Annotated in this window: 10 protein-coding genes, 2 tRNA genes and 2 rRNA genes (1 of these 14 only partly in view); 6 read left to right on the top strand and 8 right to left on the bottom strand. The window is 63.5% G+C overall.

All coding sequences use genetic code 11. The annotated features are described in order from the left end of the window. The 4 genes from EY713_RS07130 to EY713_RS07115 all read right to left on the bottom strand — a co-directional run. Positions 1-102: ribosomal RNA gene (locus tag EY713_RS07130) — 23S ribosomal RNA — on the bottom strand (it extends 2,716 nt beyond the left edge of the window). A gap of 473 nt (positions 103-575) precedes the next feature. Beyond that, positions 576-651: transfer RNA gene (locus tag EY713_RS07125), tRNA-Ala, on the bottom strand. 52 nt (positions 652-703) lie between these two features. Further along, positions 704-780, bottom strand: a tRNA-Ile gene (locus EY713_RS07120). 209 nt (positions 781-989) lie between these two features. Further along, positions 990-2,474, bottom strand: a 16S ribosomal RNA gene (locus EY713_RS07115). The 16S and 23S rRNA genes sit together here with 2 tRNA genes alongside, the layout of an rRNA operon. 709 nt (positions 2,475-3,183) lie before the next feature. On the opposite strand from EY713_RS07115, the gene EY713_RS07110 reads away from it, so the two are divergent. From EY713_RS07110 to EY713_RS07100, 3 genes are all read left to right on the top strand, one after another. Beyond that, complete coding sequence (locus EY713_RS07110) at positions 3,184-5,199, top strand: M23 family metallopeptidase (protein ID WP_131114196.1); 2,016 nt, start codon at positions 3,184-3,186, stop codon at positions 5,197-5,199. A gap of 164 nt (positions 5,200-5,363) precedes the next feature. Continuing rightward, a complete protein-coding gene (locus EY713_RS07105; RefSeq protein WP_131114195.1) occupies positions 5,364-6,056 on the top strand; it encodes a DUF1223 domain-containing protein in 693 nt (230 codons plus the stop codon). Between the two features lie 14 nt (positions 6,057-6,070). Next, the gene (locus tag EY713_RS07100) at positions 6,071-8,248 is read left to right on the top strand and encodes a protein-disulfide reductase DsbD family protein (protein WP_245572923.1); all 2,178 of its coding nucleotides are present in this window, start codon (positions 6,071-6,073) and stop codon (positions 8,246-8,248) included. 12 nt (positions 8,249-8,260) lie between these two features. Here EY713_RS07100 and gluQRS read toward each other — a convergent pair whose 3' ends face one another. Then, positions 8,261-9,151, bottom strand: coding sequence for a tRNA glutamyl-Q(34) synthetase GluQRS (gluQRS, locus tag EY713_RS07095; RefSeq protein ID WP_342635981.1), 891 nt, complete (start codon positions 9,149-9,151; stop codon positions 8,261-8,263). Between the two features lie 69 nt (positions 9,152-9,220). Between gluQRS and EY713_RS07090 the strand changes: the two genes are divergently transcribed. Both EY713_RS07090 and EY713_RS07085 read left to right on the top strand, forming a co-directional pair. Further along, positions 9,221-9,997, top strand: coding sequence for a DNA-3-methyladenine glycosylase family protein (locus EY713_RS07090; RefSeq protein WP_131114194.1), 777 nt, complete (start codon positions 9,221-9,223; stop codon positions 9,995-9,997). Between the two features lie 25 nt (positions 9,998-10,022). Next, positions 10,023-10,709, top strand: a complete 687-nt coding sequence (locus EY713_RS07085; RefSeq protein ID WP_131114193.1) for an alpha/beta hydrolase — start codon at positions 10,023-10,025, stop codon at positions 10,707-10,709. 9 nt (positions 10,710-10,718) lie between these two features. Here the strand turns inward: EY713_RS07085 and EY713_RS07080 are convergent, their stop codons facing one another. From EY713_RS07080 to EY713_RS07070, 3 genes are all read right to left on the bottom strand, one after another. Further along, positions 10,719-10,940 (bottom strand): DUF3072 domain-containing protein, encoded by a 222-nt coding sequence (locus tag EY713_RS07080; RefSeq protein ID WP_131114192.1) that lies wholly within the window; start codon positions 10,938-10,940, stop codon positions 10,719-10,721. Positions 10,941-11,039: 99 nt separating this feature from the next. Then, positions 11,040-11,816 carry an HpcH/HpaI aldolase family protein gene (locus EY713_RS07075; RefSeq protein WP_131114191.1) on the bottom strand — a complete coding sequence of 259 codons (777 nt, stop codon included), beginning with the start codon at positions 11,814-11,816 and terminating at the stop codon, positions 11,040-11,042. 15 nt (positions 11,817-11,831) lie between these two features. After that, complete coding sequence (locus EY713_RS07070) at positions 11,832-12,641, bottom strand: class I SAM-dependent methyltransferase (protein ID WP_131114190.1); 810 nt, start codon at positions 12,639-12,641, stop codon at positions 11,832-11,834. 151 nt (positions 12,642-12,792) lie between these two features. On the opposite strand from EY713_RS07070, the gene EY713_RS07065 reads away from it, so the two are divergent. Next, positions 12,793-13,431: a L,D-transpeptidase gene (locus EY713_RS07065; protein ID WP_342635980.1), complete on the top strand. Its 639-nt coding sequence runs from the start codon at positions 12,793-12,795 to the stop codon at positions 13,429-13,431. Positions 13,432-13,436: the final 5 nt, after the last annotated feature.

Below are 13,436 nucleotides of genomic sequence, written 5' to 3'. Positions count from 1 at the left end.
CAAAGCCCGTTCGCGGCTCCCCAAACCTTATCGCAGCGTACCACGTCCTTCATCGCCTCTCAGCGCCAAGGCATCCACCAGATACCCTTAAGGCACTTGATCGCTCTCATTATCAATGCTCACCCCGCCTGCGCCAAAGCACAGCTGTTTATCGCGTGGGTTACAGCGTCGCTCACTCAAGAGCCGTCACGAACAGAGCCTCGGCAGACCCCTCACAACACGCATGCGTCACCAGATCGGCCAATCCATCCTTGCGGACGATCCACCAACCCAGTCAAAGCATCGATCCGTCTTTAAAGACCATTTTTTGCTTCAAACACATCCAACATCCCCACCTGCGGTCAAGCTGATAGGACACGGCCCAAAGGCCGTCGGTTCGACACGCATATCCGCCGCTCGCCCAGGGTCAAAACCCCACCACGATCAGCATGCGCCCCAAACGTTCGGATGCATTCCCTCTTCACAATGTTAAACAACCCGCCTGCAGCAGACCCCAAAGGATCAAGCCCCAAGCAAAACTTTTTCCGATATGCGGATCGCTCAGCCTCGGCCAACCCAACGTCGGCCAAAGCGAATGGTGGAGCCTGACGGGATCGAACCGACGACATCCTGCTTGCAAAGCAGGCGCTCTCCCAGCTGAGCTAAGGCCCCGTTCCGTTCCATCAAAGCCAACAGCCAAACCGCCCCGGCCTCAACGTCAACATGGTGGGCCTGGGAAGACTTGAACTTCCGACCTCACGCTTATCAAGCGCGCGCTCTAACCAACTGAGCTACAAGCCCGAACCTGATCCCCGCCGCCCAGCGAGACAACCCATCTTGCGACAGAGGCCTCAAACCGGACCAGCGGTCCCGCATATCAATGGAAGAAAGAGAAACGTTAGACGGCGCCGACATCCCGCATTGCCGACCATGACTGGTCGTTGATTCTAAAACAGCCGAAGAGCGCCACCCGGTCCGAAAACCAGGATCGTCTGAACAGCCATCCTTAGAAAGGAGGTGATCCAGCCGCAGGTTCCCCTACGGCTACCTTGTTACGACTTCACCCCAGTCGCTGACCCTACCGTGGTCGCCTGCCCCCTTGCGGTTAGCGAAACGCCTTCGGGTAAAACCAACTCCCATGGTGTGACGGGCGGTGTGTACAAGGCCCGGGAACGTATTCACCGTGGCGTGCTGATCCACGATTACTAGCGATTCCAACTTCATGCACTCGAGTTGCAGAGTGCAATCCGAACTGAGACGGCTTTTTGAGATTTGCGCGGGGTCGCCCCGTAGCATCCCATTGTCACCGCCATTGTAGCACGTGTGTAGCCCAGCCTGTAAGGGCCATGAGGACTTGACGTCATCCACACCTTCCTCTCGGCTTATCACCGGCAGTCTCCCTAGAGTGCCCAACTGAATGATGGCAACTAAGGACGTGGGTTGCGCTCGTTGCGGGACTTAACCCAACATCTCACGACACGAGCTGACGACAGCCATGCAGCACCTGTGTTCCAGCCCCTTGCGGGAAGGATCTCATCTCTGAAAACCATACTGGACATGTCAAAAGCTGGTAAGGTTCTGCGCGTTGCTTCGAATTAAACCACATGCTCCACCGCTTGTGCGGGCCCCCGTCAATTCCTTTGAGTTTTAATCTTGCGACCGTACTCCCCAGGCGGGGTGCTTAAAGTGTTAACTGCGCCACTAAGCTGCAAGCAGCCTAACGGCTAGCACCCATCGTTTAAGGCGTGGACTACCAGGGTATCTAATCCTGTTTGCTCCCCACGCTTTCGCGCCTCAGCGTCAGTACCGGGCCAGTGAGCCGCCTTCGCCACTGGTGTTCTTGCGAATATCTACGAATTTCACCTCTACACTCGCAGTTCCACTCACCTCTCCCGGACTCAAGACTTCCAGTATCAAAGGCAGTTCCAAGGTTGAGCCTTGGGATTTCACCTCTGACTTAAAAACCCGCCTACGCGCCCTTTACGCCCAGTTAATCCGAACAACGCTAGCCCCCTTCGTATTACCGCGGCTGCTGGCACGAAGTTAGCCGGGGCTTCTTCTCACGCTACCGTCATTATCGTCGCGTGCGAAAGAGCTTTACAACCCTAAGGCCTTCATCACTCACGCGGCATGGCTGGATCAGGCTTGCGCCCATTGTCCAATATTCCCCACTGCTGCCTCCCGTAGGAGTTTGGGCCGTGTCTCAGTCCCAATGTGGCTGGTCATCCTCTCAGACCAGCTACCGATCGTCGCCTTGGTGAGCCGTTACCAACACCAACTAGCTAATCGGACGCGGGCCATTCCTTCGGCGATAAATCATTCGCCCTCAGGCCGTATTCGGTATTAGCTTAAGTTTCCCCAAGTTATTCCGAACCGAAGGGTATGTTCCCACGTGTTACTCACCCGTCTGCCACTCACCTTGCGGTGCGTTCGACTTGCATGTGTTAAGCCTGCCGCCAGCGTTCGTTCTGAGCCAGGATCAAACTCTCAAGTTGTAGGCTTCAATAAAGAAACCACAGAGAATTTGCTCCGGCTAAGTCATCATTACACCCCTTCACAGAGGTCTCTCTTGACGAGTAACCCAGATCTCTCAAAACCCAACCTAGCAAAACTAAGCCAAATCCCAAGAAACCCAGATGTAACGTAGACCGCCAGATTATCCCATTCGATCGATTGCTCGATCCGCAAGGATATCAGACGCCGCCTACGTTTCTCTTTCTTCCGATTCAAATGTCAAACAGCGAAACTCAAGACGAAAAGCACCCCAGCCCAAAGACCAAAATACCCAAACGACAAAATCCAGCACCCCAGGGCCCTACCCGGTCGCTACCCCTACAAAATAATGCAGAAGATGGATCATCGCCGCCGCAGAACCAAACCTCGTTGGCCCCGCCGTCGATGACCGTCTTCTAGGGAAAGCCGCCGAGCCTGTCAACTCCCTAAATCACATAAAAATGACAGACAGGAGGACCCGGGACGCCCCTCGGCGTCTCGCCTCGTCGCATCACATTTGGGCCATCTTGCGCTGGCTTCTGAGCTGCATTCTTACGCGGGTGTCAGGACGCACCGAGCACCACGCAGGCCGTCGAGGTTTACCACGCCGCGCGGACCGCATAGGACATGATGGCTCCAAACGTCACGCGACCGCCATCGTCGCGCTCGTGAACGTCGGACGATCGGTTGCGTTTAATCAAGGAACACGACGTGGGGGAGGACGCCGGCACATCGTATCGTAACTCCTTTGCTTATCCGGCCCTCGATCTCGGCGTCGACCCGCCCATCGAGGCCCTCGGCCGCCGGACGCTGCGACACGAGCGGCGGTCCATTTCCAAGCGCTGGCTCGCGGCCACGATCCTGACCGGGCTCGCAGGGTCGTTGCTGATCGGAACCGCCATCTATGCCGCGCTCGACCGGCAAGCCACCTTCGCGCGACCGCCGGAATTCGCCTCGTTGACGGCCAAAGCTTCAGCCGACGACGCGACGACGGGACTTCGGCGTGGCGATCGCCTGCTGAAGACGGTCGATATCGTGGCCGAGAAGCAGACGTTTAGAGCGCCCACCACCGTCAATATCGGCGACAAACAGATCATCAAGCTGCGTGGCTACACCCACGTGGCCACGACCCTGACGACGACCCCGACCGATCTGGCCGATGAGGTCCCGCCGTTCAACCCGCTGAAGCTGCTCTCCGTCGATGCGCCGAACGCCCCGGATGCGCCCGCCGATCCTGGTCCCGTCCTCGATGCGGCCGAGGTCTCGTTCGTGACCCACGACATCACCGATGCCGACCCGAGCCTCTTTTCCGGTGCGTTGTCGCTCGCCGAGGTCGTCTCCCAGGTCGACCAGCAAGCGAAGGCCGCGTTGGCCTCCGGCAATCGTCCGCCGATCCCGCTCCCGCCGCAATTGCTGCTGATGCGGACCAGCCGCGCCGGAAGTGACCCGACCGGCGGATTGGCTTATGCGAATGCCAACACGCTGGGCAGCCCCTTCTCGTCGATCGAGGTCAGGATGGTGCCCGAAAACGTCACCGTGATGCATCGATCCGAAACGCCGCATGATGCCTTTCAGTCCGAGGAGCGGCTCGTCGTGCTGCATCATGGCGATACAATCGACGACGTTCTGAGAGCCAATGGAGCCACCCGCGAGCAGGTCCGCGCCATCGTTGATGCGTTCGGGGCCAAGCGCGGCGAGCCGCCGGTCGGCGAGGGACGCCGGGTGCGGTTGCTGCTGGCGAGCGTCGATGGACAACAGGCGTCCAAACAAATCGCGCGTGTCTCGGTCTATCTCGACGAGACGCTCGAGACCACGATCGCGCTCGACGATGCCGGACATTACGTCAAAGTCGAGGCTGCCGCCCCGCGCCAACCGGCAGCGGCGCAGGCCAGCAATGACGAACCGGGCGACAGCGGCGGGATGCGGCTCTACGACAGCATCTATCAAACGGCGCTCAAACAGCAGATTCCCCTGCCGATCATCGAGCAGATGATCCGTATCTTCTCCAACGATGTCGACTTTCAGCAGGCCGTCGAGGGAGGCGATAGCTTCGACGCCTTCTATTCGAACGGCGACGACGGCGACGGACGCCAAGATCTGCTCTTTGCCTCGCTGACGGTTCGCGACGACATCTTCCGCTATTATCGGTATCAATCGCCTGACGATCCGACGCCGGATTATTACGACGATGCCGGCCGGTCGGTCCGGAAATTCCTGATCCGCAAGCCGGTGCCGACCGGCATCTTCACGTCCGGGTTCGGCGTGCGGTTCCATCCGGTGCTGGGCTATACGCGACCCCATACCGGCGTCGACTGGGCCGCGCCGGTTGGAACGCCAATCCTGGCAGCCGGCAGCGGCACAGTGCTGAAAGCCGAGCGCTCGTCGAGCTATGGCAACCATGTCGAGATTCAGCACGCCAACGGCTACATCACGACCTATTCGCATATGGTGGGCTTCGCCCGGGGCATTACCGACGGCGTCAAGGTCCGCCAGGGTCAGGTGATCGGCTACCTTGGGCAGACCGGGCTCGCGACAGGTCCGCATCTTCACTACGAGGTGATCGTCAATGGTCACTTCGTCGATCCGATGCGGGTGAAACTCGACCGGACCCAGTCGGTGTCGGCTCGCCTGCTTCCGGACTTCAAGCGCGAGCATGATCGGATCGATGCGTTGATCGCCAGCGCCCCGACCGCCATCCAGACCAGCCAGAAGCGCGCCTCGAACTGAAGCGGCCGATTAGGCGGCGCTTGCGAGATGAGCGTTGCGGCTTTGGTGGTGAGTAACCGGGCGCCGTGGCCGAGCGAATGATGATTGCCGGCGACGATAACCCGCGATCGCCGGCCCCCTCGAGTCGCTCTCAACCCCATGTCGCCGAACCTTGGAGTATCGCCATGCTGTCGCGTCTCTTCGCCTCCGGTTTCGCTCTCCTTCTGCTGCCCGCCGCCGCCTTGGCGGCCGAACGACCCGTCGTGGTCGAATTATTCACCTCGGAGGGATGCTCCTCCTGCCCTCCGGCTGATGCCTATTTGACCGACCTGTCGCATGCCGGTCGAGACGTTCTCCCCCTCGCGTTCCACGTGACCTACTGGAACGGCCTCGGATGGCGCGATCCCTTTTCGCTGGATGCCGCCACGCAGCGCCAAGCCCGGTATGGAAGCCGGTTCGGAGACGGCTCCTACACGCCTGAAATGGTCGTCGATGGTGCACATGGTTTCGTCGGCTCGGAGCGCGGCGCCGTTGGAGCGGCCATTCGCGAGGCGCGGCAGAACCGAACGGCGGCGTCGGTCAGCGTCAGTCGCCAGGATGGACAGATATCGATCGCGGTCGGCGCCGGCAGCGGAACGGGTCGCCTCCTGCTGATCGGCTTTGATACCGAGCATCGCACCGCAGTCGGGCGCGGCGAAAACACCGGGCGGACCCTCACGGAATCCAACATCGTCCGGTCGATCCGCCCCGTCGGCCAATGGTCCGGCGCACCGGTGACCTTAAACGCGGCGTTGCCGGTCGGCCAGGACGTCGCGGTGATTTTGGAAGCGCCCGATGGTCGGATCGTTGGAGCGACGCGGCTCGGCGACGCTTCGTAAGCGGCGGCGCAACCGTGATCACGACCCGGCTTCGCCCATCGGCCGCCATGCTAAGCGTTGGTCTCGCCGTGATGACGCTCCAGCTTGCGGCAACGGCCGCCCGTGCGGCCTCGACCCCATGGGTCGGCGACGCTCATGCGGCCGTCCGGCTGATCACGCGCGACGACCGAGTGGGCCAAAGCGCGACTGTCGAGGCAGGGCTGGAGTTCCGCTTCGCGCCGGGCTGGCATGGCTATTGGCGGACACCGGGCGATGCCGGCCTTCCTCCGGTCGTCGACTGGTCGACCTCCGACAATGTCAGGCGTGGCGAGATCGCCTGGCCGGCGCCGATCCGCCTCGTCGTGGAGGGGTTGCAGAACAGCGTCTACGAGGGCGATGTCATCCTCCCCGTCTCGCTTGTGCTCGAGCGACCGGGCGAGGCGGCCACCCTTCACGCTTCCGTGGGTTACACGGCCTGTTCCAACGTCTGTGTTCCGTTCCAGGCCGAACTGAGCCTTCCGCTTCCGGCTGGGCCGGAGACTCGCGCCGCAGCAGAAGCGCCGCTGCTTGTCGCGGCCCGCGCCAAGGTCCCGGGAGCGCCGGGATCGGCCGGCATCGAGGTTGTGAATACCGGCATCGTGGCGAGCGGGGGCGCCGCATCGCTGGTCGTCACTCTCAAAAGCAACGCAGAACCGTTTCGACGTCCCGATCTTTTCGTCGAAGGCGCGGGTGGGGGCCTTCCCGCAGCGCCGGAGGTCAGCCTGACCGACGACGGCCGGACCGCACGCCTGACCGTCGCGCTCGGGCCCACGTCTCCCCCGATCGAGGCGCTCACCCTCACGCTGACGGATGGCTCCCGAGCGACGAGTTTCGGCGCGCCCGTCGGGCTTGTCCCGTCTCAGCCCCCCACCCTCGCTACCGCTCAGGACGCTGCTCAGCCTCACGTCATAGCGTCGACGCCAAACCGCACACTCTCGTGGGGGGCCGCGTTGCTATCAGCCCTGTTCGGCGGGCTCATCCTCAACCTGATGCCCTGCGTGCTGCCGGTGCTCTCGATCAAGCTGATGGGCCTCGTCCGTCACGCCGGAGTCGGGCGGCGCGCCATGCGAATGAGCCTTCTGGCGACGGCATCGGGCGTCATCGCATCATTCCTCGCGCTTGCGGCCGTTCTCATCGGGCTGCAATGGTCCGGCGCGTCGCTGGGCTGGGGGATCCAGTTCCAACAACCCTGGTTTCTGGCCGGAATGGCGAGCTTGACGGTGCTGTTTGCCGCAAGCCTCTTCGACTGGGTGGCGATCGGACTTCCCAGCGCTCTGATGACATCCGCCGGATCCCGGCGATCCGGTCAGCCACTGGTCGAAGCATTCCTGACCGGAGCCTTCGCGACCCTGTTGGCAACGCCATGCTCCGCCCCGTTTGTGGGCACCGCTGTCGGCTTCGCGCTCGCGCAGGGGCCGATCGAGATCGTTGCCGTCTTTCTTTGCCTCGGGGTCGGGATGGCGCTCCCCTATGGCGCGATCGCCGCGTTCCCTCGCTTGGTCCGTTGGGTTCCGCGACCGGGGCCTTGGATGGTCGGCCTTCGCACGGCACTTGGCTTTCTCCTGCTCGGAACGGCGGCTTGGCTGCTGGTCGTGCTCTGGAGCACGGCGGGTGGGCGAGTTGCCGGTGCGGTCCTGGGCCTGATGATCGCCTTGCTGCTCTTTCGAGCCGTCGTGGCCCGTCGGCCGGGTCTCAATCGGAGCTGGATCACGGCCGTCACGACCGTTCTTGTGCTGGCCCCGCTCGCGGCAGCCGCATGGTCCACGGCGGCGCCGCGTCAGGCGCCGGAGCGGCAGCAGTGGCAAGCCTTCGATCCCGCTGCCTTGCCGGGTCTCGTCGCAGAAGGCCGCACTGTCTTGGTCGACGTCACGGCAACGTGGTGCCTCACCTGCAAGATCAACGATCTGACGGCCCTCGATCGCACCGAGGTCGCGACCAGGATCGACCAGCGGAATGTTGTCCGCATGCGCGCCGATTGGAGCCGACCCGATCCCGCCATCGCGGCCTATCTGCGCGGCTTCGGGCGCTACGGCATTCCAATGGATGTGGTCTACGGGCCGGCCCGACCCACCGGCGAGCCGCTGCCGGAATTGCTGAGCCCCACGCTCGTCCTCGATGCGCTCGATCGCGCCGCCGCCGGGGCTGGACCACAAGCCGCCCTTCCGCCGGGTTGAGCGCCGCGGACGTCAGACCGAAAGGCCGAGTGTCTCGATGAGATCGGTTGGCGAAGCACCCCTCTGGCGCAGATCCCGCAGGCTCGGCGACCCACGGCTTTTCGAGAGCTTGTGACCCTCGGCGTCGCGCACCAGAGCGTGATGGCGGTAGGATGGCGCCGGCAAACCGAGCAACTCTTGCAGCAGCCGGTGCAGGCTGGTGGCCTCCAGCAGATCCTCCCCGCGTATCACGTCGGTGATGCCTTGCAGAGCGTCGTCGACCACGACCGCGAGATGATAACTCGCCGGGATGGCCTTCCGGCGCAGCACCGCATCGCCCCAAAGTTCAGGCGCGGCGACGTGGACAAACGGAACATCGCCCTCGCGATATTCCGTCCAGCCGAGATCGTCGCGCACCGCCTCTCGAGCCGCTGCTCCATCGATCCGGAGGCAGAAGGGCTGCTGGTCGGCGTGGTCGGCGAGACGGCGCGCCACTTTGGCCGCATCAAGATGGCGGCAGGTGCCCGGATAGAGCGGTGAACCATCGGGATCGAGCGGCCAATCGGTTCGCCCCTCGATCGCGCTTGCGATATCGCCCCGGCTGCAGAAACAAGGATAGAGGAGGTTGCGGGCCGCAAGCCGATCCAGCGCCGCTTCATAAATCGGCAAGTGTCGCGACTGGTGCCGGACCGGCTTGGTCCAAACAAGTCCAAGCCACGCGAGGTCGGTTTCGATCGCGGTCGCGAAAGCGGGCGTACAGCGCTCCGTGTCGAGATCCTCTATCCGCAGCATAATATCGCCGCTCGACGCGGCCACGAGGCGGGCGTTCAGCAAGGCCGAATAGGCATGCCCCAGATGAAGGAAGCCATTCGGGGACGGCGCGAAGCGAACGAGAGGGCGGGACGGGATCGTCATCCTGGGCATGATGATGGCGTGCCTCGTCGGGCTCCGCAAGCTATGGTGCGGCGCCCACCACCCCTCAGTGATGTCGCCATGCCCTCTAAAGATCACGCTCCTCCTGCTGCCGAATCACGAGATCAGGCGACCGAATCGCAGCGGACGGGTCGACGCGCGCGGTCTCCTGCGAAGGATGCGACACCAACCTACGGGATCGGTCCCGTCATCGACGGCCAGGAGGCTTTGGATCGCGGGCTTGCGGCTCTCCGGGCGATCGATCCGCTTGTGATCGACCCGCTGATCGCGGCTGGGGCGCATCCGCCACTCCGCCTGCGTGAACCGGGTTTTGTCGGCCTCGCCTTCATCATCGTGTCGCAGCAGGTGTCGACCACAAGCGCGCAAGCGATCTTCAGGCGGCTCCAGAGCGCAATCGTGCCCCTCGAAGCGCCACAGCTGCTCGCCGCCAGCGACGAGGATCTGCGCAACGTTGGCTTGTCCGGCGCCAAGATCCGCGCTCTGCGCGCCGCCGCCGAGGCTGTGGCATCCGGCAGATTGCCGTTGGCAACACTCGGCTGCATGCCGGCCGAGGAGGCGCACCGGGCGCTCGTCGCCGTCAAAGGGATCGGGCCCTGGAGCGCCAATATTTTCCTACTCTTCTGCCTGGGTCATCCCGATGCTTGGCCGGCCGGGGATATTGCGTTGCAAGAGGCCGCAAAAGTCGCCCTGACCCTCGAGACGCGTCCGACCACGGCGGAACTCGACCGGATCGGTGATCGCTGGCGGCCCCATCGCGGCGTCGCGGCCCGCGTGCTTTGGGCCTATTATCGCATCATCAAAGAGGGACGCGACGGCATGAGCCTCGCGCCTCTCTAATGGTTTCTCACGCGACTGGATCAGTATGACGCTTCCGATCGACGGCCCCCGCCTCAACCCCAAATCCGGCCTTGCCCGGCAGCTCGTGGTTTTCCTGCACGGGTATGGCGCCGATGGGCGCGACCTCATCGAGATTGGGCGGCAGTGGCAGCACTGGCTGCCCGATGCCGCCTTCGTGGCCCCGAACGCGCCCGAGCGCTGCGTCCAGTCGCCAACCGGGCGACAATGGTTCGATCTGACGTCCCGCGACCCGGGCGAGCGCTGGCGCGGCGTCGTGAAGGCTAGGCCCGGTCTTGACGCCTTTCTCGACGCCGAACTTGCAACACACAACCTCGACGACAGTAAGCTCGCGCTGGTCGGGTTCAGCCAAGGCACCATGATGGCGCTGCATACCGGACTCCGGCGCCGACGGGCTCCAGCCTCGATCATCGGCTATTCGGGCTTGTTGGTCGGCCCGGAGCATCTCGACGAAGCCACGGCGCGCACGGCCAAAGGCGCAACGCCGCCTATCCTCTTGGTTCATGGCGACGCCGACCAAGTGATCCCGCTTGAGGCGTTGTTCGACTCGGCCGATCATCTCGGCAAAGCCAACATTCCCGCAGAATGGCATTTATCGCTGGGGGTCGGCCACGGCATCGATGGCGCCGGGCTCGAGCATGGCGGTTTGTTTCTGGCGCGGAACTTTGGGCTTCCGACCCCAAAACGCCCCTAAGCGTCGCCCCTACCGGCCGAGCTTGGATTTCAGCGCATCGATCCGCTTGGAAGCTTCGGCCTTGCTCAATCCGTCTTCATAGCCTTCGCCATCCTTGGCCTCCTCCGACAAGGTCTTGAGGTAAGAGGCTTGAGCCCCGGTCATCGGATCTTCCCCCGAAGTCCACTCGTCGGGGTTCTTGACCGTGTTCGAGCCGGGGTGCTCGTCGAGCTTCGGGTTGTGATCGGTCATAACATCCTCTTCGTTCACGTCTTGTTCCGATCGACAATGCGGATACGAGAGCTTGGTTCCGGCCTCCGCTCTCGGCTGAGGCGCGACCTTTTGGTCCGACTAGCGGGCTGCGCCGAGTTCCTGGCCGGCCGCCTGACGCAGCAGCATCATGTCGGTCGACGCGGAGCAAAGCCGGAAGCCGCGCGCCAGCATGGCTTTCGCGAGGGCTCCATCGGCACAGAAGAGCGACGCGAATTTGCCCGCCGCTTCCGCTCGCGCCACGATGTGGCGGAGCGCCGCATCGACCTCCCGGCTGGTCGGATCGACGCCGCCGCCGTTACTCAACGCAACCGAAAGGTCTGCCGGGCCAACAAACACTCCGTCGACACCCGGGACCGCCAAAATGCCGTCCAGCGCGTCGAGCGCCGCACGGGTCTCGATCATCGGGATCGCGAGATGGATGGCGTTGGCGGCCTTGAAATAGCCGGCCGGATCGAGGCCCGTCATCGGCACGGCACGGTGCGGTCCCCAACTCCGACCACCGGCGGGCGGATATTTCGCGAATGACACGAAGGTCTCGGCATCCGCCACGGAATTGATCATCGGGGCGATCACGCCCGCAGCGCCGGCGTCCAGCATGCGGGACGCCGTCGCAAAATCGCCAACCGGCACCCGCACGATCGCCGGTGCGCCCGCGAGCGCCACCTGTGCGATGCCACGGATCGCGGTCTCCACCGTAAAAGCCCCATGCTGCATGTCGAGCACGGCGGTGTCGTAGCCCGCACGAATCAACGCCTCGGCGAGGCTCGGGTCACCGGCTGTGCACCAGGCCGCGACGAGCCGATCGCCAGCCCGAAGCCTCTGGGCCAGAACCCCGATCAATCCACCCTCGGCCATATCCGCTCTCCTGCCTTATCGCTGCTGCCGCTCGATCGATCCGGTGCGACGCGCAATGCTGCCGTCGCGACCGGACGGCTGTGAACGACGCGCGAGACGACCGGCGACCGGCGCCAGTACGGGATCGAGTTTGGGGATGCCGCGTTTCGCCGTTTTCCGCAACGGGATCGGGCGATATAATTGCTTCGAGGCCTCGACCACATGCAGCCCCGCGCCGGGCAGGCCGAGCCAGCAGCCGCAGGCTTCGAACATCGCGGCGAGACGCCACACGCTGCGGAACCGCAGCGGCGGCACATAGAGCGCCTCGCCGAACCGTTCCGGCGAAAAGAGGGTGTCGCGCAGCAACGTGTTCAACTGGCTTTTTGAAAAGGGTTGGCCAAAGCCGAAAGGCGTCGTATCGACCCGCGCCCACCACCCGCGCCGGTTCGGCGCCACCACGATCATCCGGCCACCCGGAGCCAGCACCCGCCAGATCTCGTCGAGAACCTCGCGCGGATGTTCAGCCACTTCGAGAAGGTGGACGACGACCAGCCGATCGATGCATCCATCCGGCAGCGGCAGGGAGGCGGGCTCGACCAGGGCCGTGGAGGTGACGTCAGTGCCGGGCCAATGCAGCACGCCTTGTTCGGCCGGCATCAACCCGATGACCCGCACAGCCTCGTCCCGGAACTGACCGAGATACGGGACCGCGTAACCGAGACCGATCACGGCCATGCCGGTCGTATTGGGCCACCACTCGCGCAACGTCCGGGCCACATACCGATGGGCGATCCGGCCCAGCGGCGCGGCATAGAAGCTGCGCAAATCGACGACATCAAGCGACATGCGGCTTTGTCGCACGTTCTCTGTAAATGTCGAGGCGTCGCGGCCGTACCGTCAGCGTGGGACCCGCGGCTGAGGGCCGATTTTACCCCCGTCAACCTTACTTAAATTCGGACATTTACAGTGCGGTCGCGACCTCGAATATGGCCGGGACTTGACAGTTCCGGCGACCGGCGAGGGCTCCCCCGTGCGTATAGTGGCGATACTTTTGACAGTGATGTTCGGCTTTTTGGTCGCGAGCCAGGCCGAGGCCGCGCGGATCCAGGTGGATCTTTCCACGCAGACCATGCACGTCTCCTCGGAGGCCGGCGACTTCGATTGGCCGATTTCCTCGGCGCGGCGCGGCTTTGTGACACCGCGCGGCAGCTATGGCGTGCAGCGGCTCGAAGCCATGCACTATTCGCATAAATATCATAACTCGCCGATGCCCCACTCGATCTTCTTCCGCGGCGGCTATGCAATCCATGGGAGCTACGCGACCGGGTCGCTTGGCGCACCGGCGTCGCACGGCTGCATTCGTCTCGCGCCCGCCAATGCGGCGCTGCTCTACCAGATCGTCCGGTCAGAGGGCGCCCGCATCTCGATAACCGGTTCACCGGTTTCGAACACCCGTTACGCGCGGGCCGAACAGCGTCACCACAACCGCGCGGCGCAAATCGCTGCGCGACGGATGCAGGCCGGGGCCGCGCTCGGCTACGCGCCCCGCTATGCGCCCTCGTTCGACGATTGGGTGCATCAACCCAGCGCCTTCGCGCACCCGGGCGCGATGGACTACGACCCGAGCGCCGATTGATCCAA

This window comes from Lichenihabitans psoromatis (assembly GCF_004323635.1).
GTDB classification, from domain to species: Bacteria; Pseudomonadota; Alphaproteobacteria; order Rhizobiales; family Beijerinckiaceae; genus Lichenihabitans; species Lichenihabitans psoromatis.
Note: the sequence above shows the minus strand (reverse complement) of the source record. Positions and strands in the feature narration are given on the sequence as shown.

What these genes read in the sequence shown, in the direction of transcription:
- EY713_RS07105 (WP_131114195.1), top strand. Translation starts at nt 5,364, where the DNA reads ATGCTGTCGCGTCTCTTCGCCTCCGGTTTCGCTCTCCTTCTGCTGCCC.
- gluQRS (WP_342635981.1), bottom strand. Translation starts at nt 9,151, where the DNA reads ATGCCCAGGATGACGATCCCGTCCCGCCCTCTCGTTCGCTTCGCGCCG.
- EY713_RS07090 (WP_131114194.1), top strand. Translation starts at nt 9,221, where the DNA reads ATGCCCTCTAAAGATCACGCTCCTCCTGCTGCCGAATCACGAGATCAG.
- EY713_RS07085 (WP_131114193.1), top strand. Translation starts at nt 10,023, where the DNA reads ATGACGCTTCCGATCGACGGCCCCCGCCTCAACCCCAAATCCGGCCTT.
- EY713_RS07080 (WP_131114192.1), bottom strand. Translation starts at nt 10,940, where the DNA reads ATGACCGATCACAACCCGAAGCTCGACGAGCACCCCGGCTCGAACACG.
- EY713_RS07075 (WP_131114191.1), bottom strand. Translation starts at nt 11,816, where the DNA reads ATGGCCGAGGGTGGATTGATCGGGGTTCTGGCCCAGAGGCTTCGGGCT.
- EY713_RS07070 (WP_131114190.1), bottom strand. Translation starts at nt 12,641, where the DNA reads ATGTCGCTTGATGTCGTCGATTTGCGCAGCTTCTATGCCGCGCCGCTG.